This window comes from Actinomadura vinacea (assembly GCF_039532545.1).
Lineage (GTDB): Bacteria > Actinomycetota > Actinomycetes > Streptosporangiales > Streptosporangiaceae > Spirillospora > Spirillospora vinacea.
On sequence record NZ_BAAARW010000004.1, the window covers coordinates 140,507 to 159,311 of the forward strand.

9 protein-coding genes are annotated in these 18,805 nt (G+C 67.2%); 7 read left to right on the top strand and 2 right to left on the bottom strand.

From position 1 onward, the window contains the following. The first annotated feature begins 173 nt into the window (after window positions 1–173). Genes mads2 through mads8 form a run of 5 tightly spaced genes read left to right on the top strand, consistent with a single transcriptional unit; the run spans window position 174 to window position 15,274 of the window. Window positions 174–2,324, top strand: coding sequence for a methylation-associated defense system DNA methyltransferase MAD2 (gene mads2, locus ABD340_RS06420; protein ID WP_344587585.1), 2,151 nt, complete (start codon window positions 174–176; stop codon window positions 2,322–2,324). Further along, entirely contained in the window at window positions 2,321–3,748 is a 1,428-nt protein-coding gene (gene mads5, locus ABD340_RS06425) for a methylation-associated defense system restriction endonuclease subunit S MAD5 (RefSeq protein ID WP_344587586.1), read from the top strand. Before mads2 ends, mads5 begins: the two co-directional genes overlap by 4 nt. Beyond that, the gene (gene mads6, locus ABD340_RS06430) at window positions 3,748–8,064 is read left to right on the top strand and encodes a methylation-associated defense system protein kinase MAD6 (RefSeq protein WP_344587587.1); all 4,317 of its coding nucleotides are present in this window, start codon (window positions 3,748–3,750) and stop codon (window positions 8,062–8,064) included. Before mads5 ends, mads6 begins: the two co-directional genes overlap by 1 nt. Next, window positions 8,061–9,713 carry a methylation-associated defense system protein MAD7 gene (gene mads7 / locus ABD340_RS06435; protein WP_344587588.1) on the top strand — a complete coding sequence of 551 codons (1,653 nt, stop codon included), beginning with the start codon at window positions 8,061–8,063 and terminating at the stop codon, window positions 9,711–9,713. The genes mads6 and mads7 overlap by 4 nt, the downstream gene beginning before the upstream one ends. Continuing rightward, complete coding sequence (gene mads8, locus ABD340_RS06440; RefSeq protein ID WP_344587589.1) at window positions 9,710–15,274, top strand: methylation-associated defense system ATP-binding protein MAD8; 5,565 nt, start codon at window positions 9,710–9,712, stop codon at window positions 15,272–15,274. The genes mads7 and mads8 overlap by 4 nt, the downstream gene beginning before the upstream one ends. 565 nt (window positions 15,275–15,839) lie before the next feature. Here the strand turns inward: mads8 and ABD340_RS06445 are convergent. Then, the gene (locus ABD340_RS06445) at window positions 15,840–16,100 is read right to left on the bottom strand and encodes a hypothetical protein (protein ID WP_344587591.1); all 261 of its coding nucleotides are present in this window, start codon (window positions 16,098–16,100) and stop codon (window positions 15,840–15,842) included. Beyond that, entirely contained in the window at window positions 16,087–17,208 is a 1,122-nt protein-coding gene (locus ABD340_RS06450; protein WP_344587593.1) for a recombinase family protein, read from the bottom strand. The genes ABD340_RS06445 and ABD340_RS06450 overlap by 14 nt, the downstream gene beginning before the upstream one ends. A 147-nt stretch (window positions 17,209–17,355) precedes the next feature. On the opposite strand from ABD340_RS06450, the gene ABD340_RS06455 reads away from it, so the two are divergent. Both ABD340_RS06455 and ABD340_RS06460 read left to right on the top strand, forming a co-directional pair. Next, entirely contained in the window at window positions 17,356–18,219 is an 864-nt protein-coding gene (locus ABD340_RS06455; protein ID WP_344587594.1) for a hypothetical protein, read from the top strand. Then, window positions 18,216–18,404: a hypothetical protein gene (locus tag ABD340_RS06460; RefSeq protein WP_344587595.1), complete on the top strand. Its 189-nt coding sequence runs from the start codon at window positions 18,216–18,218 to the stop codon at window positions 18,402–18,404. Before ABD340_RS06455 ends, ABD340_RS06460 begins: the two co-directional genes overlap by 4 nt. Window positions 18,405–18,805: the final 401 nt, after the last annotated feature.

Consider the following 18,805-nt stretch of genomic DNA (forward strand, 5'->3'; position numbering starts at 1 on the left):
GGCGGTGGCCGCTACGCTTCAAGCGCACCCCGTGGACCCGGATTCGGCCCCCGCCGGACCGGTCGCCCTATCAGGCCCGCACCATCACTGAGGCCGTGCATACGCATCGTCCCCACCTGCGCGACCGGCCGACCGCCTGTGACCGATTTCATGAGAGAAGAAGTGGACCACTGATGGAGGAACTGACCTTGGACCTGGGCATCCCACCGCAGCCCGAGGGCGAGCACAAAGGGGCGGACAAGTCCGCGGAGACCCAGGTAACAGCCCTAAATGAGGGCGAGGTCGATGACTTCATCGACGGTGGGGCGGTCAAGGAGACCGAGAAGGAGAAGGTCCGTCAGCGGGTTGCCCGCGCCCTGTTCCACGAGTATGGCATCGCCCCGGATGACATGACCCGCGACTTTACGGTCACGGTGCGGGTGGACGGTACCCGGGACAAGAAGAAGAAGGCCGATATCGCGATCTTCGCGCGGGGCGCCGAGCACAACGAAGAGAACCTGCGGCGGATCGTGGTCTGCAAGCCCGAGCCCAAGCGCGGCCGGAACGTCGTCAAACTGCGCGACGCCGAGCAGGCAGAAAAGGATCTACAGGAACTCGACGAGCTGCTCGGCGCCGAGGACCGGCCCGATTGCGTCGACGGGTTGTGGACCAACGGCATCGAGTACTTTTTTCGCAAGAAGATCGTCAGCAAGTCGTGGACGGGCGCGACGTACGAGCATCGCAGCGACTGGGAGGCGGTGCCGGACATTGGCAGCCGTACCGTTGCCTCGCACCAGCGGCTGCGGCGGGCCGAGCCGGAGATGCTAAAGATCACGTTCCGCCGGTGCCACAACTACATCCACGGCAACGAGGGCATGCCCAAGGACGCCGCCTTCTGGCAGTTCCTCTTCCTGCTCTTCGCCAAGATGTACGACGAGCGCAAGAGTCGCGGGACGGGGCGGGCCCGGTTCCGCACCGACATGACCGAGCCCTTCTCCAACGAGGGCCGCAAGGAGATCCGCCGGCGGATCGAGGACCTCTTCAACGAAGTCAAAAGCGTCTACACCGAACACAAGCTCTTCAAGCCGACGGACGAGATCACCCTGTCCGACAAGGCACTGGCCTTCATCGTCAGCGAGCTCGCCCCGTACGACCTTGGTGCCACGGACGTCGACGCCAAGGGCATCGCCTACCAGGAGCTGGTCGGCACCAATCTGCGCGGCGACCGGGGGCAGTACTTCACTCCCCGCGGTGCGGTGAAGCTGATGGTGGAGATCCTCGATCCTCAGGAGGACGAGACCGTCCTGGACCCGACCTGCGGTACCGGTGGCTTCCTCGCGGAGACCCTCAACCACCTGCACCACAAGTGGCAGAAGGAGGACGGCACCTTCGGCTTCCCAGACGACGAGGAGCAGCAGGAGCGTTACCGGGACAGGCTCCGTGCCTACGCCGAGGAGCATCTGTTCGGGGCCGACTTCGATCCGTTCCTGGTTCGGGCCACCACCATGAACGTCATGACTCTGGCGGACACCACTGGCAATGTCTTCCACATGGACTCCCTGGCCTTCCCCAACGGGCATCTGTCGGGCAACGAGTTGGCAAAGGTGAAAATCCCGCTGGACAAGACGGTGGACGTGCTGCTCACCAACCCGCCGTTCGGCGCGGACATCCCGGTTAGCGACCCGGAGGTGCTGGGGCAGTACCGAGGCGGCGTCGCCAAGTCCTGGTCGCGAGACAAGGAGACGGGGGCGGTGATCGAAAGCCCCACCAGCAAGCCCGCGGCTATGGCGCCCGAGCAACTGTTCATCCAGCGGGCCATCGAGTGGGTCAAGCCGGCCGGTCGGCTTGGGATCGTCCTGCCCAACGGCATCCTGTCCAACCCGGGGCCCACGGACGAAGCGATCCGTCAGTACATCCTGGAGCAGTGCTGGGTGATCGCCAGCGTCGAACTCCCCGTCGAGACCTTCATCGTCGATGCGAACGTCAACATCCTCACTACGCTGCTGTTCCTAAAGAAGAAGACCAAAGAAGAGATCCGCAACCACCGGTCCGGCTCCGAGCGGCCCTACCCGGTGTTCATGGCAGTGGCGGAGAAGGTGGGCTTCGATCGGCGCGGCAACACGCTCTTCAAGCGCTACCCGAACGGCGACATCGTCACCGAAGCCACCGTGGAGCGGGAGCGGATCCGCATCAATGGGGACTACGAGATCAAAGAATTCAAGCGGACGAAGCGGGTAGTCGACAACGACCTGCCGGTGATCGCCGAGAAGTACCGGGAGTTCCGCAGGAAACACCCGCTGCCGGGTGCCGACCCACGGTCAGCGGGAGCGAGGGGCCGGGCGTGAGGATCGTCAACCCAAACAACCCGATCACGTCGGAGTGGCTGGCCGAGCAAGGGTACCGGCTCGACCCGGCGCCGTATCTATCCGGGGCGCTGGAGGCACGGAAGTTGCTGGAGCGGGTGCCGAGGACGGATCGGTTGAGTGATCTCACCGCGGGATTCAATGGAGGGATCTTCAATGGTCCCAAATTTCGCCGCATCTATGTGACTGACAGGGAACATGGTGTCCCCTTCTTGGGGAGCACCGACATGATGGAGATCGACTTTACGAATCTTCCACATCTGAAGAAGAGTGACGCGGTTTCGACCAAGCTCGCACACCTTCAGGTCAAGCCCGGAATGACGCTAATTTCTTGCTCTGGTTCCGTCGGCAGGATGGGCTACGTGCGCCCAGATATGGCCAGCTTCTGGTCATCTCAGGACATCTTGAAGGTCGAGGCCGACCCGGGGCAGATCAGGTCAGGCTATCTCTACGCTTTCCTGTCCAGCCGGTACGGCGAGGCGCTTGTCAAGAGCTCGGCATATGGAGCGATCATCCAGCATTTGGAGCCCCAGCACATCACGGATTTGCCGGTGCCACGGTTCAGCGATGAGTTGGAGCGGAAGATCCACAACCTCGTGGAGGAGGCAGCACGGTTGCGGGCGGGTTTCCAGGCGGGCCTGACTGCGGCTACGGAGGACTTTTTCAAGAGCGTGGGCTTGTCTGAGTTGAACGCCCTGCGCTGGCACGAGCAGCAGCGGGACCTCGGCTTCGAAGTGACAGGCGTGACGTCGACTTCACTCCGCGCAATGAACTACTCCGGACGTGCTGTTCGCATCACAGAGGCACTTGCCTCTGTGGAACACCTCCCTCTCGGAAATATTTGCAGAAACGGCCTTCTCGGCACTGGACCAATGTTTAAGCGCATTGATGGCGACTATGACTATGACGGTGTCCTCCTAGTAGGGCAGCGTCAGGGCTGGTGGGCGCGCCCGGAGGATGGTCGGGTGTTGAGTCGTGCCCATACTCCACGTCAGTGCTTTGTCCCAGATGAAACAATCATGGTTGGCGCGCAGGGGCTTCCCAGTGAAAACGGCCTTCTAGGACGGGCAATGATGGTCACGGGGAGCTGGAAAAAGCATGCATACAGTCAGCATTTTTTGCGTATTGCTTCTGGCCTACATGAAGTGCCAGGGGCTTTCCTGCTGAGCTTTTTCCGCTCGGAAATCTCGCTGCGGGTTTTTCGCAGCATGATGGCTGGGTCTGGGCCGCAAAGTCTCCACGCCGGGATGCTGAGAAATTTCCCGATCCCCCTTGCCGCCCCCGCCGACCGTGACCGCATCACAGAAACCGTCCGCCAGGCCTACCGTGACCGTGACGAGGCCGACCGCCTAGAGGACCAGGCCCTCGCCCTGCTGACCACTGCCATCGAGGAGGCCACCGCCTAATGGGTGCCCGGATCGTTGCCGTCGGGGAGGCCGTCAACGAGGCGGAGCGGCGCGTGATCGCGCATCTGCGCGATCACGGCCCAGACGACTGGACGGTCCTGCACTCCGTCGAGATTCCGCAGCGTGACGAGCTGTTCGAGGTCGACCTAGTCGTGGTCACCGGCCACGCCGTTTATGTGATTGACGTCAAGGGCACCCGGGGCCGGATCGAGGTCGAGGGCAGCCGGTGGCACCCGGCCCGGCGGGCGCCCTTCCGCAGTCCGCTGCCCAAGCTGCGCGGGCACGCCAAGAAGCTGAAGAGCATCCTGGAGAACGTGCACCCGCAGTTGTCCCGGGTCTACACCGACGCCCTCGTCGTACTCCCTGCCCCCGACGCCGTGCTGGTGGACCGTACCCTCGACGAGCGTGACGCGAAGGCGACTGTGACGCTCGCCGACCTGATCACCCGGCTGTCCGACGTCAGCCGGGTTCCGGTCGCGACGCACCCTGTGGACGCGGACATCTCCTCCCACCACGCCGCGATCGTGAACACGGTTCAGGGCTCCTCCCGGGCGCCCTCTGGCCCGCTGCTCCTCGGTAACTGGCAGGTAATCGAGCAGCTGAGCGAGTCGCAGCGGGCACCCGGCATTGATGTTCTGGACGAGTACCGGGCGAAGAACGTCTCCGCCGCTCAGGGCTCGGGTACGGTCCGGCTGTCCGTCCGTGAGGCCGACCCGTACGCTGAGCTGGCCGTACGGGAGCGGCAGCAGCGGCAGATCGGGATCGCTTATGAGGCGCTTGGAAAACTGCCCGCCCATCCACACATCGTCGGTGTGCGGGACTTCTTCCCATGGAACGACGGGAGCCAGTTCGTCACCGTCTACGACGACGTGCCCGGGCACGCACTGCGGCTGCACCTGACCGGTGCCGCCGATCCGCTGACGGCCGACGCGAAGCTTCGCACCCTCCACCACATTCTCCTCGGTCTCGCCCACGCCCACCAGCGGCTCATCGCCCACCGGGAGCTGAGCCCGTCAACCGTGCTCATCGCCCAGGATGGGCGGGCGATGCTGACCGGCTTCGACTACGCCAAGACCGCCCAGAAGCGTGGCCACACGGTGATGCAGCAGGCGCACGCCGCCGCCGAGGCCGCCTACCTCGCCCCGGAGTGCCACGCAGACCCGGCGAAGATGGGTATGACCTCCGACATCTATGCGGTGGGCGTGATCGGCTTCGAGCTGCTCACCGGAAATCTTCCCTTCGCCTCGGCCACTGAGCAGATGAGCTCCGGTGGCCGCCTGCCCGCCACCGAACTCGACGCAGCCGGGGTGGCTACGGAGCTGGCCCACTGGTTGCAGTTGCTGTGCGCCGCCGATCCGAAGAAGCGGCCCAGCGCCGCCGAGGCGCTGCGGCGGCTGATGCTGGCGATCGGCGCGCAGCGTGCCCCCCGTAAGCGCTTGGGTGCCTCCTCCACCCCGCCGCAGCAGCCCCCGCAGAACGGGACTCCGGGCGCCTTCGCCGAGGGCCCGCGCGACCCATCGTTCTTCAAGAACCTGCCAGCGGATTATCAGCTCGGCACGAAGTACATCGTGCGCCGGCGGTTGGGCCGCCCCGGCTCGTTCGGCGTCGCCTACCGAGTCTATGACTCGATACGGAACGTGGACCGGGCAGTGAAGCTAGTCCTGCACGACCGGGATTCGCCGCTGGAGCGGCTGCGCCGCGAGGCGAGCGTCCTGGAGCGGCTGACGGGCGAGCGGCACCCGAACGTGGTGACGATGGTGGACGCCGACCGGTTGCCGCACCCGGATAACCACCCCTATCTGGTCTTCGAGTTCGTCGACGGCAAGGACGTCGGGGAGGTCATCCGCGAGGGCTGGCTCGGTCCGGCAGACGTGCTGCGGCTGGGCATCGACACGGCCCACGGATTGGCGCACATCCACCAGCTCGGCGTGTGGCACTGCGACGTCAAGCCCAGCAATCTGCTGTGGACCGACGATGGCGTGAAGTTGATCGACTTCGGGATCGCCAAGACCGCCGATTCCTCCGCCGGACACACCCATCTCAGTCCGCGCTATGCGCCGCCCGACCTGGGCGAGATCCCGGCAGACGGCAGCGGCTTCGCCGACCGGGACCTGTTCGCGCTGGGTGTCACCCTGTACGAAGCGCTGACGAAGGGGCAGTACCCGTGGCATGGGGCGATGCAGCCGCTGCCCGGGGAGCGGGGCGCTGATCCACGCCAGGCCTACAGCGGCTTCGAGAATCTCCCATCCGGGCTGGTGAAGATAGTGCTCCGGGCGATCTCGCCCACCCGCGGTGAGCGCTTCTCGTCGGCTGAGGAGTTCTTGGGCGCGCTGGAAGAGCTGGAAACGACTCGGGCGTTGACCGTCTCTCGGCCGGTCCTGGCCACCAAAGGCAGCGCAGCCGAGCCGCCCGGTGACAAGCCGTCGGCCCCATTCGGTGAGGATGTGCCACCGAACACCAACCCGTATGTGGCGCACCTGCAAACCCTCTACAGCCAGAGCCGCAGCAGCAACCGCGGTACTCGTGGCCTGGACCCGCAGGACGTGCTGGTCTACGTCAGCACGGCCTTGGACGAGAAGCTGGTGCCCGCACTGCGGGCGGGCCGCCACGCATTGGTGATTATCACGGGGAATGCAGGCGACGGTAAGACCGCGTTCCTGGAGAACTTCGAGCGCCGGGCCCTTGACCTGGGCGCCGAGTTCGGCGCCGCGCGGCCCAACGGCAGCAACTTCACCCTCGACGGGCGGCGCTTCCGTACCAACCACGACGGCAGCCAGGACGAGGACGAGGCCGCCAGCGACGAGGTGCTGGAGGACTTCTTCGCGCCTTACGTAGGCACGGACGAGGCTGTCTGGGACACCGGCGACGAGACCCGGCTGATCGCCGTGAACGAGGGCCGTCTGGTGGATTTCCTCAGCCACCGCCGCGATCGCTTCCCGCGACTGGCGGAGCTGGCCGAGGCCGGGCTGGCCGGTAGCGGTACCCCGGACGCGGTCGCCGTGGTCAACCTCAATGCTCGCGACCTCACCGCGCGCCCGCTCGCTGTGGGCGGCACTCCGGTCGACGGCGAGTCGATCCTGGAGCGCATGGTCGGCCGCATGACCAGCGACCGCTTTTGGGCAGCCTGCGCCTCCTGCGACCTGGTAGCCACCTGCTACGCCCGGCACAACTCCCAGACTTTCGCCCATCCGGACGCCGGCCCGCAGATCACCCGCCGACTTCGCCACCTGTACGAGCTGACCCAGCTACGTGGCAAGCTCCACATCACCCTGCGCGACCTGCGCTCAGCCCTGGCCTACACCCTCACCTCCGGCCGGGACTGCGCCGAGATCCACGCGCTGTACGCCCGGGGCGAGGCGCAACCGATCCTGGACAGCTTCTACTTCTCCTCCTATCTGGGCGCCCCGCCCACCGAGGACGGCCGGGAAGTGGAGCGGGACCGGCTGCTGCGGCTGCTGCGGGAGACGGACGTGGCCGCCGTCCCCCAGCCGCAGTTGGACCGCCACGTCGACTACACGGGGATGCTGGACGACAGGGCGCTGTTCGCAGTCGACACTCGCGGCGACTATGACCGCAGGCTGCTGGCGGCGCGCTTTGGTCGGCTGGCCCGCTCCACCTCCGCACACCCCGCGGAAGTCGTCGCTCACCGCTGCTATCTGGACGCTGCCCGCCGCCTGCTGTACTTCGAGCTGTACGACGACGGACGCGCCCAGCGCATGCTGCCTTACGCCTCAGCGCTGCGCTTCCTCGACCTGCTGTCCTCCCCGGTCGCCGCGGCCGGGGCTCGGGACGAGCTACTCAAGGCTCTCAACCGCGGCGAGGGCCTGGCCGTGCCCGACCGGATCGAAGGGGCGCTGGCGCTGCAGGTGCGAGAGGTGCCCGGCGGCACGGTGCGCAGCTTCAGGCTCTTCCCCGCCGCCGGCTTTACCGTGACCCCCGGAGCCGCCCCGGCCTCAGAGTACGTGGAGGGCAGCCGCAGTGCGCTACTGCTGCGTTACCAGGATCCGGACGGCAGACAGGGCGCGGGCGCCGAGCTGGCCATCGGCCTTGATCTGTTCGAGCTGCTGCAGCGCTTCGCACGGGGCTACCGCCCGGGAGTGGCGGACATGCAGGGTCAGCAGCTGGCCCTTGCGGTGTTCAAGAACACACTCGCCGCGGTGCCGTACCAGGAGATCATCCTTACGGCGCACGGCCAAGACCTGCGCAAGATCCAGCGCACCGAGGACCACGTGCTGGTTATGAAGGACCTAACCGTGCCGGCGCAACGGGAGACCGGCAACGGATCGGTCAACACGGGGGCGGAGGAGAACGCATGACGCTCACCAGCGAACATGGCAGGTTCCACCACCCCGGCGTCAGCCGTATCGACTACAAGACCCTCGACATGGACCGGGTACTGACGGCCTTCCTGGCCCGATTGTGGCACCGCGGCCTACCCAGCAGGCTCAGCCGCGCCGGGGAGCTGGATGTCGATGTCTTCGTGGAACTCTTCCTCAACCACGACGACGTCTTCCAAAACTTCGACAAGGACACCGCCACCCGCTGGGCGAGTACCCACCTGCTGGACATGGTCAACCGCGGCCGTGCCAGCGAGGCAGTGGCCGGACCGCGCCCACTGCACGGGCTGGCCTACCGGCTGCGCAACAGCCGCAAGTCCCGACCCTACGGGGCGGACGAGCAACTCTACGAGATGCTCTTCGGGCAGCCGAACAATGTCCTGGAGGAGCTGCGGGACTTCTTCTTCTCCGACGTGGACCCAACCACCGGAGAGATCGAGCCGGGCCCGGACACCGATGTGGAAACCCAGGCCCTACTCCACCTAGTGAGCAAGACCTACACCCATGTCGCGGATCGCCCGGACGAGAGCAAGCCGAGAAAGCCCTACCCCGCGCTGTGCGGGGAACCGGCACGGCTACTCGCCGAGGACGTCATGAAGCTGATGCACCACCAGGGGCACATGCCGCGCACGGTGCTCGTCGACTACCTCAAAGTGCTGTTCTCCTTCCACCTGGCGCTGTACCACCTGCGGCTGATAAAGCTGCTGCCGCGGGCGGTCGAGGCCAGGGCCGTCGACCCCTCGTGCGCCAAAGGCCACACCGGGGCGGACACCGCCGACCGTTGTCCGTACAGGGTGCGGCTGTTCGTCGCCGCCGACGGCGCCCCTGACGCCGCGGCCGCGCCCCTGGCGCAGGGCAGCGCTGAGCTGTGGTATCGGCGTATCCCGGCCTTCGTCCAGGCAACCTACGCGGTGAAGAAACTGGACGAGTTCGCCGAACACCTGGTCAGAAAGCGCCGCCAGCTCCAATACCCGCAGGGGCGGAGCTATTTCTCGCCTGCCGAGGTGCTGGCGCTGCTGGGCAAGTCACGCCGCAGCGAGCGCGACAGGTTTTTCGGGCAGCGGCTCAACGGCGTGCTGGATGACGAGGACGATCTGCCCGCGGAGATGCAGCGGATTGTGGATCTGAAGCTCGACCCATTCGACGAGTACATCGAGTCCCTGATGCACTACAAGGGCCGCTACCACCGCGGCTACATCGTCGACTGCCTGGACTCACTGCTGCTGAAGAACCGGCCTGGGGCCCTGCTGGCCCAGCCCCGCGGGATGCGCGGCACGCGGCGCTTCGTGCTCGATGCGCGTCTGCTAGAGGTGCTGCTGCAGGTCATCCTGCTGCGCCCCGACCCCGCCACCGGGCACTGGCGCACCGCACCGATGCGCGTGGACGAATTCCTCGAGGGACTGCGCCTGCGCTACGGGCTGTACGTCGACCGGCTACCCAAGGGCGACGGCTTCACCGGCGCCCAGCTCGACGACCAGGCCGCCCTGCGCTCCAACTCCGCCGCTTTCCTGCACCGCCTCCGCGAGATCGGCTACTACCAGGACATGTCCGACGCCTACCTGACCCAGACCATCACCCCCCGGTACGCCATCGGCACCCCCGCCGGCCAGGAGGTGCGGACCCGATGACCACCTCGACGAGCACGACCGGCCTGGCCGAACCGAGCCCGCAGGACATGCGGGACGCGCTGGAAGGCGTGCTGGCCCCGCGGCTGGCCGCGCTCATAAGCGCGCGCTCGGCGGGGCACTGCATGCGCGTGATGGATCTGGACGCGGCGCTGGCGGCGCGGCTGGTGCGGCGCCTGCGCAGCTCGGTCGGGCCGGGCGCGGAGATCTGCCTGCTGGGCACGACCCAGGACACCGCTGAGGCCAGCCCGCTGTATGACGTGGCGGTCACCAGCACCAAGCTTGTCGAGCTACGCAACCGTAACGAGCAGGAAGGCCGGGGAAGCACGGCGCCCGGCTCGCTGCTGGTGTTCGTGCCCCCAGGGCTGCGGGCCAGCGCCGAGGACTCCTTCGGGGTCGCCACCTTCGAGAACGTCTCGCTCGGCGACGGCTACGAGCTGCTGGCCGACCGGCTCCTCCAGGAGGTGCCAGCGCAGCTGCGGCCACGCGTCGACGAGCTGATGACCGCTGTGGGCGGCGGAGACAGCCGACGCTCGGCCGCCCGAGTGCGGGCCCGCTACCTGCTGACGCTTAGGCTCAACGGCTTTGACGAGCACGCGGCCGGGGCAGCGATCCACCACTTCGGGCTCGTCCCCGACTTCGAGCTGTTCACCCAGGACGGCGGGCTGCTGGAGCGGGCCGGCCGCAACCGCGACCTCGTCGACAAGCTGACGGACTCCCCCAGCTCCGAGCGCCAGCGGGTGCTCGCCTTGGATCTCGCCGACGCAGACTTCGCCGCCAAGCTGGCCGCCTTCGCAGCCCGATGCGGTCTGGAGGATCCCCAGACCTGGACCCGCCGCATCGCGGCCGACCGTGAGAACTGGTCGCTGTCCTTCGGGAACTGGCGCATCGACGAGCGACAGCGGGCCTCGGTGGCCATCGAGCTGCAGGAACTGCCGCTGCCGCGTGCCGGCGACAGCACGGAGCACCTGACCGCCTTTCCGGCGCTGGCCGCCATCGCCGGCCAGCAGTACCTGCTCGCCGGGCCGAAGGCCACCACCGAACTCACCGCCTGCTTCACCGTCGAACCCGACCCGCGCAAGGTGGAAGGGCTGCACCGGTTCCGCGTGGAGATCGTCTCCGAGAGCGGCGATCAGGTCAGCCGCCCCGTCCACACCGCGGTGGGCAAAAAAGCCAAGGCCGAGTACAAGGCGACACTCCGCAAGCTCGGGAAGATTGACTGGGGCGAGGGCTGGCACTACGTGAAAGTCACCCCCCTCAACGAACAGAACCAACCCCTCGATGTGGAGCCGAGCGGGCACCGCTTGAACGGGGGTGAGAGCGAGCGCTTCTACGTCCTCCCCGACGCGGAGACGGAGGAGCCGCCCGAGCGCAGCGCCGGGCGGTTCGACGGCGTAGCGCAGGCCCTGCGGACGCTGCAGTTCCAGGCGCTGGCCAACGGCGCGGGCGCGGAGCGGGTTGGGCTGTCGGACGTGCAGTGGAAGGTGGCCTCCACACGTGCGGCACAGCGGGCGCTGACCGCCCGGTTCAGTGCCGCCGGTAGCGTCGAGATCCGGCTCGCCCCGGCCCTAGTCTCACTCCAGCAGCACATCCTGGTCGCACCGGACCGGATCAGCCCGTGGCAGCTGAGCGTTACGTCTTCAAACGTGGGCGAGCCCGTTCAGGACCCGGATGACGGCCTGGCCACAGGCCTCACCGGCCGGGCCGCCGACGCCTATCGGGCCTTCCTCGACGCGCGCAGATGCTACTTCGCAGCCATCCGCGGCCCGGAAGCCTCCGATCCCGGCGACTACCTGATCACCGAGGCCCGCGATCTGTCCGCCGTGCACGCCGAGCTGGCCGAGTACGCGCAGGCCTACGCCGAGCTGATCGCCGCCCAGCTCAGCCACGTCGAGCGGACCGGGGACGAGGAGCGAACCGCCGCGCTCGTCCGGCTCGCTCAACTGCTGCAGACCGACTGCGCCGACGTCACCCTCACCGACGGCCTGGGGCGACCCCAGAACGTGCTGCTAGTCTCCCCCACCCACCCCCTGCGCGCACTGTGGCTAGCGACATGGTCCGCGCTGGGCCAGGACTGGATAACCCGGCTGGCCAGCGCCGAGGGCCGCCGCGTCCTGGCCGCTCGGGACTCGCTTCTGGAGCAGCTGTCCTGCCTGGGTTTCCCCTTCGCCCTGCCCCGCCGCGACGGCCGCCTGATGGTGGCCGCCGACGCCCTCACCCCGTACTGGGGCGCCTACCTGCCCAGCGAAGCCCCCGACCCCCGCGGACAGCTCGGCCTGCTCTCCACGGCGCTACGTATCCCGGCCCCCGCCTCCGGCAGTGCGGCCACTGGGCTGTCCGGCAAGCAACTGGCCGACCGCGTCGAACGCTATCTACGGCTGCACCCGTATGTGCGCACCCTGGTGATGAACGTAGTCAACGCTGGGCGTGGCGAGCTGCTGGCCGACATGCTGCTGGAGCTGCAGCGCCGCCCCGTCACCCACGCTCTGAACTACGACCTGCGGCTGTGCGTCGACGACCCGGAGGCCCCTGAGGCCGGAGAAGCCCTCGCCGAACTGCTGTGGGCCGGGGCCCAGATCACCGCGGCCGAGGCCGAGGCCTTCCTCACCCCCGCCACCGGGACGCACGGCGCCAAGCTGGCCTTCTCCATCCGCTCCGTCGCCGAGTTCACCGATGATGCGGCCGCGTTCGACGCGCACCTGACCGTGCTCATCGACGCCTTTGGCGGCGAGCAAGCTGGCTCGGCCCCGCACGAGGACATAGCCCACACACCCGTCCACGGCCTGATCCAGGCCGTTGCCTCGACGTACCGCGAGCGGGGCGGCCAGATCATCTGGCGCAAGATCCCTCGCCACGGGAAGGCCCCAGCCCTGGACGATGCGGAGGACTTCACCACGCTGCTCGGCCACCTCCCCGCACTGATCGCCTCGGCCACGGGCAACGTGGCCACCGCAGGCCACGCCCCCCGCCACGTGCCGTGCACCCAGCTCGCGCTGGACACCGACGACCGCGCCCTGCTCTACCACGCCCACCAGGTCAGCGACTGGGTAGTCACCATCGACCGCACCCTCGGCCTAGAGTACTTCGACCACGCCGGCACCGACGGCCGTCCCGAGTACGTCATCGACTACACGCCCCAGACCGGCGGACGACTGGGCCACCAGATCCTGGTCAGTTCCAAGTCCGTGGACGAGCTGCGTGGCCTGCTCGAACCCGTGGCCGAGCAGCACGGCCTGGAGGTCGACGAGCGCCATTTGCGCACCTTCTTCGAACAGCTGCGGCTGCTGTCCGGCAACCTCGCCTTCAAGCTGGCCTCCACCACAGCCACCCAGCGCACCGAGGTCCTCGGCCTGGCCCTAGCCCGGCTGTACCTGGACTACCAGGGAGTGCTGCGCAACCAGGTCGTCGTCCCGCTGGACGCCCATACGCAGCTATACGACGAGGTGCGGCGGCAGGCGAAGGAGCTGGACGAGGCCCTCTCCTTCGACAGAACCGACCTGGCACTCTTCCACCTCGACGAGCACGCCCAGCAGATCACCTGCAACCTCGTCGAGGTCAAGTGCTATACCGCGCTGCAGGACATCGGCGCCTACCAGCAGCTCAAGGTCAAGGCTGCCCAGCAGCTAGATCGCAGCCAGGAGGTCCTCGCCGCCGCCTTCGACCCGAACCGCTCCACCCCCGACCGGGTGGACCGCAGTGTGAAGAACCTGTCCTTTGCCACCATGCTCCGCTTCTACCTGGAACGTGCCCGCCGTCACGGCACCATGGACAAGGACCCGCACCGGGCCGCGCAAAACCTGCTGGACCGGCTCGACGACGGTTTCACCCTCAACTTCACCCGCAGCGGCCTGGTTTTCGACCTCGCCCGCACCGGCACCGACCGTGAACTCGACCACACCGTCGAGTTCCACCGCATCGGCCTGGACCTGATCAAGGAACTTGTCGAGGCGATCCCCACCGTCTTTGAGAAGTACCGGACCGAGGACCTCGATACCGAAGAGTCCGACGAGAGCGGCGATGGCGCCGAACCGGACGCCGCGACAGTCTCCCTGCTGCAACTCACCGTGCCGCGCCTGCAGGATGCCGCCTTCCGCGCCCCCGAACCCGCAGCCCCGGCCCCCGAGCCCGAGCAGTCTGCCCCCGCACCTATCTCCCAGGACACCCCGGCACAGGACGCTGAGCCTCCTACTGAGCTCACCACCCCCCCGGAGCCGTCACCACCGCCCGTCAACGTCGAGTCCGTGCCTCAGCAGGCACCCCCGGGCGCCCCACCCTCGCCCCCTGAGCCGACGGCCCTCGACCCGGCCCCCGCCTCCTTCCAAAACGCTCCCGCTGTCGACGCACAGCCCGTCCCGCTGGCGAAGACCCCCGACGCGTTCACTGGGGTCATGCACCCCTCCAAGCAGTACGGGTTGCTCGGCGACATCGGCGGACGCCGCATCGCCCTGGACCTCAACGAGACCCACACCATCAGCCTCTTTGGCGTCCAAGGCGGCGGAAAGAGCTACACCCTCGGCAGCATCATGGAGATGGCCTCGCTGCCCGCCCCGCCCGTCAACGAGCTACCGCACCCGCTGGCCACGATCGTCTTCCACTACAGCCAGACTCAGGACTACGCCCCCGAGTTCACCAGCATGATTCGCCCCAACGACGAGGCGACCCAACTGAACGCGCTCAAAGAACGCTACGGGGCAGAGCCCAGGGCCCTGGAGGACGTGCTGCTGCTCGCCCCAACTGGCCAGGTCGGCCAGCGCCACGCCGAATACCCCGGCATCGAAGTTAAGCCGCTGACCTTCTCCTCCAACGAACTCCAGGCCGCCCACTGGCGCTTCCTCATGGGCGCAGTCGGTAACCAGTCCACCTACATCCGCCAACTCACCCGCATCATGCGGGCCCACCGCAACGACCTGAGTTTGGCGGTCATCCGCCAGGGCTTGGAGGACTCTCACCTCCCCGATCACCTCAAGCGCCTGGCCCAGGAGCGCCTCAACCTTGCCTCCGACTCCATCGACGACACGGTCCGGCTCACCAACCTCGTCCGGCCCGGCCGTCTGATCATCGTCGACCTGCGCGACGAGTTCATTGAAAAGGACGAAGCCCTCGGCCTATTCGTCGTCCTCATGCAGCTCTTCGCCGAGGCCCGCGACGGGGATAAACACTTCAACAAGCTCGTCGTCTTCGACGAGGCCCACAAGTACATCGACAGCCCCGACCTAGTCACCGGCTTGGTCGAGACCGTCCGCGAGATGCGCCACAAGGGCATGAGCATTTTGGTCGCCAGCCAGGACCCGCCTTCGGTGCCGATCTCGCTGATCGAGCTCTCCGACCATGTCATCCTTCACAAATTCACCTCCCCGGCCTGGCTCAAGCACCTGCAGAAGGCCAACGCCGCACTCTCTGGCCTGACCTCGGAGCAGATGTCCCGGTTGCAGCCCGGCGAGGCTTACGTGTGGGCGAGCAAGTCCACCGACCCGGCCTTCACCCACGGCGCCGTGAAAATCCGCTGCCGCCCCCGGGTGACCAAGCACGGTGGAGCCACCAAGACTGCGAGTGGTGGCCGCTGACGCCTCCAGCGGACCCCAGAGGCACTCGAAGTTGGTGGGTTCCTGTTCGCCCTCGTGCAGTTCCTCGCCGCGCTCTGGCCCACCGGTCCCGCCGCCTGAGACCCGGACTCGTATTCCGAACGTAGCCACGTCCGAGCCGTGATCATCATGCGGCGTGTCCGCTCGTGCTCCGCTCGACGTCCCTGACGTGGACCGACACCGTACGCACGCCGAGCCACGAATCGGGACCTCAGCGGATAGATCAGCACCGTTCACCACGGTTTGCAATCACGTGGTGATCGTGAAGGGAATCCTTATCCGGGGGTGTCAATCTACGCACCGACAGTGATCCGGTACGGTTCGCCGATCGGGCACCATGCGGGCCATGTGCTGTTAGAGCGTGTCGCCCCTCAGACACACAATTATGCATATTTCTGAGAATCTATGCATGACGAGCGGATGGTCTGGCTTCCAGACAGCCTCTGGGGCTGGGCTTTCTTCTTGGTCCACCGGTTCGGCGGCTCAGCCTTGGGCGCCAGATTGCATAAGAATCCATAGGATAAGTGTCCGAGGGGGACACACTGAGTCAGCGAAGGCTGAGCACGATCGGTCCTCGGTGGCCTTCAGTGGCGATGCTTTGGCCGTGATGGTCGTAGGTCAGTTGGCCGTGATGGTCGTAGGTCAGTTCGAGGCCGAGCCGCCGGCACAGTACGACCTGCTCGGCCTCACCGCGAGGGATTTCGACGTTCTCGAGCGGGATGGCGGTCTCGACCTGGGCCTTATCGGCAATCGCGCGGATCAGCACAGCGCCCAGGTGACTTGTGATCGCATCCTCACGAACCGACACGCTGACAGGCCAATCCTCTCCGTTCCCCGCGCCCGTGATGGCAGCGGTAGTTCGCCCGGCCGTTGTTCCAGGCGCCTTGCATCCGGCGACCGCAGAACCCGCATCGCAGTAGGCCACGCAGCAGGTAGGTCCGCCGGCCGCGTGTACCTTCGGCGCGGGTGTGCTGGGCTCGTTCGAAGTCCGCGACGCTGACGATGGCGGGGTGGGCGATCTGGCGTGAGATCACCCAGTCCGCACGGCGGTTCCAGCGCATCAGGGGCCGAGTCCCCAGGCCCACATTGTGCGGGTCCACGAGCACGTCGGTGCGGCTCTGCCTGTTCCACACCTGGTGGCCGGTGTAGCGAGGGTTGACCAGGATCGACAGCACGGTCCCGGCCGTCCATCCCGCACCGGACCGATGCCGGTTACGGCACCGATCATGGGCGGACGGACAGGGAACACCGTCGGTATTGAGCGCCCCGGCGATGCGCTTGCCGCCCCACCCGTCAAGCCGCAACGCGAAGATCCGCTCAACAACCGGTGCGGCCTGCGGATCGAGCTCCAGCCGATGGCAACGAGCGCCCAGCGCCGCCAGCACCGGGTTACGGTGGGGCCCCGCGTCGGCCAACCGGTAGCCATAGGGCGGCCGACCGCCCAAGTAACGCCCTTCACACTCGGCTTGGGCGGCCATGGCCGCGCGGACCCGGACCTGGATACGCCGCCGCTCAGCCCTGGACATCCCGGCATACATCGCCATGATCAAACAGTGCGCCTCGGAATCCGGATCAAGCGCGCCTCCGACCTCCGGAACCCACAGTGCCACTTTGAAGTGGACGAACAGCGGGAAGACCAGGCCGAACTGGTTGTCATAGAAGATCCGTTGCGGTTCGCCGATCACCACAGCGTCGAAACCGCGCTGGCGGTCCTCCAGCGCTTGCAACAGCCGTGCCGACGCGGGTCTTCGCAGCCACGACACCGCCCGCGACTGCCCGACGTCGAAGAATTCCGCCACGATCCGGCCATGACCGGCGACCAGCGCCTCAGCACGCGCCAGCTGCCACTGACGCGACGCCACCGGATCCTGAAGATCCTCCGTCGACACCCGCCCCAAGAACGCGAACCTGACCATCACGGCCCCCTGGACCGCGCACCCCGCACTACCGCTGTTCCTCCAGGATCCTCCGCTTAACGGTCCGTGATTGATGGGTGACACGGGTTCGGCCTGTCGTTCTGGGACGGCACATTGGTCACCCACCGCCTCGGTAGGCTGCGGGTCGTGGCGAAGCTGAGCAAGGCCGAGCTGGACGCCTTGGTCGAGCAGGTCGTCGTCGACGCCTACGACGAGTACGAACAGTTCACGGCCTTCCATGTCGTGATCGAGGACAACCTCGCCGTGCCGTTCCAGACCACCGTCCTGGGGGTCGAGGTGAGCGTCACGAAGATCGACCTGCTGCCCGGCAGCGGCATCGTCGCGATCTGCACCCGCGACAAGACCACCAGGCGACCGGCATCCTCGACCTGCCACTGCCCGCCTCTCCCCCGGACGGTGCCGAATGGATCAAGGCCTCCCAGGCACTCGGCCTCTGACGACGAAACGACATCCCCCGCTTCGACCTTGCCGGCTCGGTGGCGCTCTGCCGACCAGGGATCCATATCTGCGCCCCGGTTCACAGGCGCCCACCACCTGTGTTGGCTCGAACACACGACGTCGCGGCTGAGCCGTACACTCAAGCTGGAGGTACAGATCATGCGCACCGACCAGGGCTACCGGCCAATGACCATCGCTGACCTGGCTGTTCACCTCGCCGGCGCCTCGGACGACGAAACCCGGTGGCGGCTGATCGCCGAATTCCTTGAGGAATACCGGCACGAGCCCATGACCGAACGCATGGAGCTTCTAACGGACGAACCCGCCACCAGCGAGGACCAGCGGTGGGACGTGCTACTGGCGGCCCTGGCCGAGCACCTGGCCGCCCGGGACGGACGCGGCGCTCCGCCTTGGGCCGAGCCCCATCGTCTGGGGCGGTTCTGGTTCCCGTTCAATACTCCCTCCGCCCGAGCCGACGCCATCGTCCACGCCCCTGCCGCATTCCGCCGGCGTGGCGTCTTCGTCGCCTCCCAGGAACTGGAGGTGGCGTGAGCGACGCCGAACCGCCCCTTGACTGCGCCGCCCTCGAAGACGCCTTCCGCAAGCTCGGTGACCGCCTGGCACGCCGCGGCGTTGTCGCCGACATTCATATCGTCGGTGGTGCGGCCATGGCGCTGGCCTACGACGCCCGGCGTTCCACCCGCGACATCGACGCGGTCTTCGAGCCTCACGGGTAGTGCTGGACGAGGCCCGCGCCCTCGCCCAAGAACTCGGGCTGCCGCCCTGGTACTGAACGAGCAGGCAAGCGTCTACATCGCCCAGGCGGAGACCCCGCGGCCAGGCACGTCTTCGACCATCCCGGGCTTCGGGTCTCCGCCGCCTCATATCACCCAGCTCCACCGCACCAGACGCCGGTCATCCCATCCGCACAGCTCTCACCAGCGCGGATGAGATCTCCGGCAACTGCAGGGTCGGCGGCGTACGCCGCGGACTCCTCGACCGGACGCTGATCCTGAACGCCGCACACCAACGCAAGGCCCTGACCGGGCACGAAACCCCTTGCAAGCGGCACTGGCCACACCGGGCGCTGCACCAGGTCGGCCCCTGCGGGCGCTCCTCCACCCGGCCGATCCCGGCG

What these genes read in the sequence shown, in the direction of transcription:
- mads2 (WP_344587585.1), top strand. Translation starts at nt 174, where the DNA reads ATGGAGGAACTGACCTTGGACCTGGGCATCCCACCGCAGCCCGAGGGC.
- mads6 (WP_344587587.1), top strand. Translation starts at nt 3,748, where the DNA reads ATGGGTGCCCGGATCGTTGCCGTCGGGGAGGCCGTCAACGAGGCGGAG.
- mads7 (WP_344587588.1), top strand. Translation starts at nt 8,061, where the DNA reads ATGACGCTCACCAGCGAACATGGCAGGTTCCACCACCCCGGCGTCAGC.
- mads8 (WP_344587589.1), top strand. Translation starts at nt 9,710, where the DNA reads ATGACCACCTCGACGAGCACGACCGGCCTGGCCGAACCGAGCCCGCAG.
- ABD340_RS06450 (WP_344587593.1), bottom strand. Translation starts at nt 17,208, where the DNA reads ATGGTCAGGTTCGCGTTCTTGGGGCGGGTGTCGACGGAGGATCTTCAG.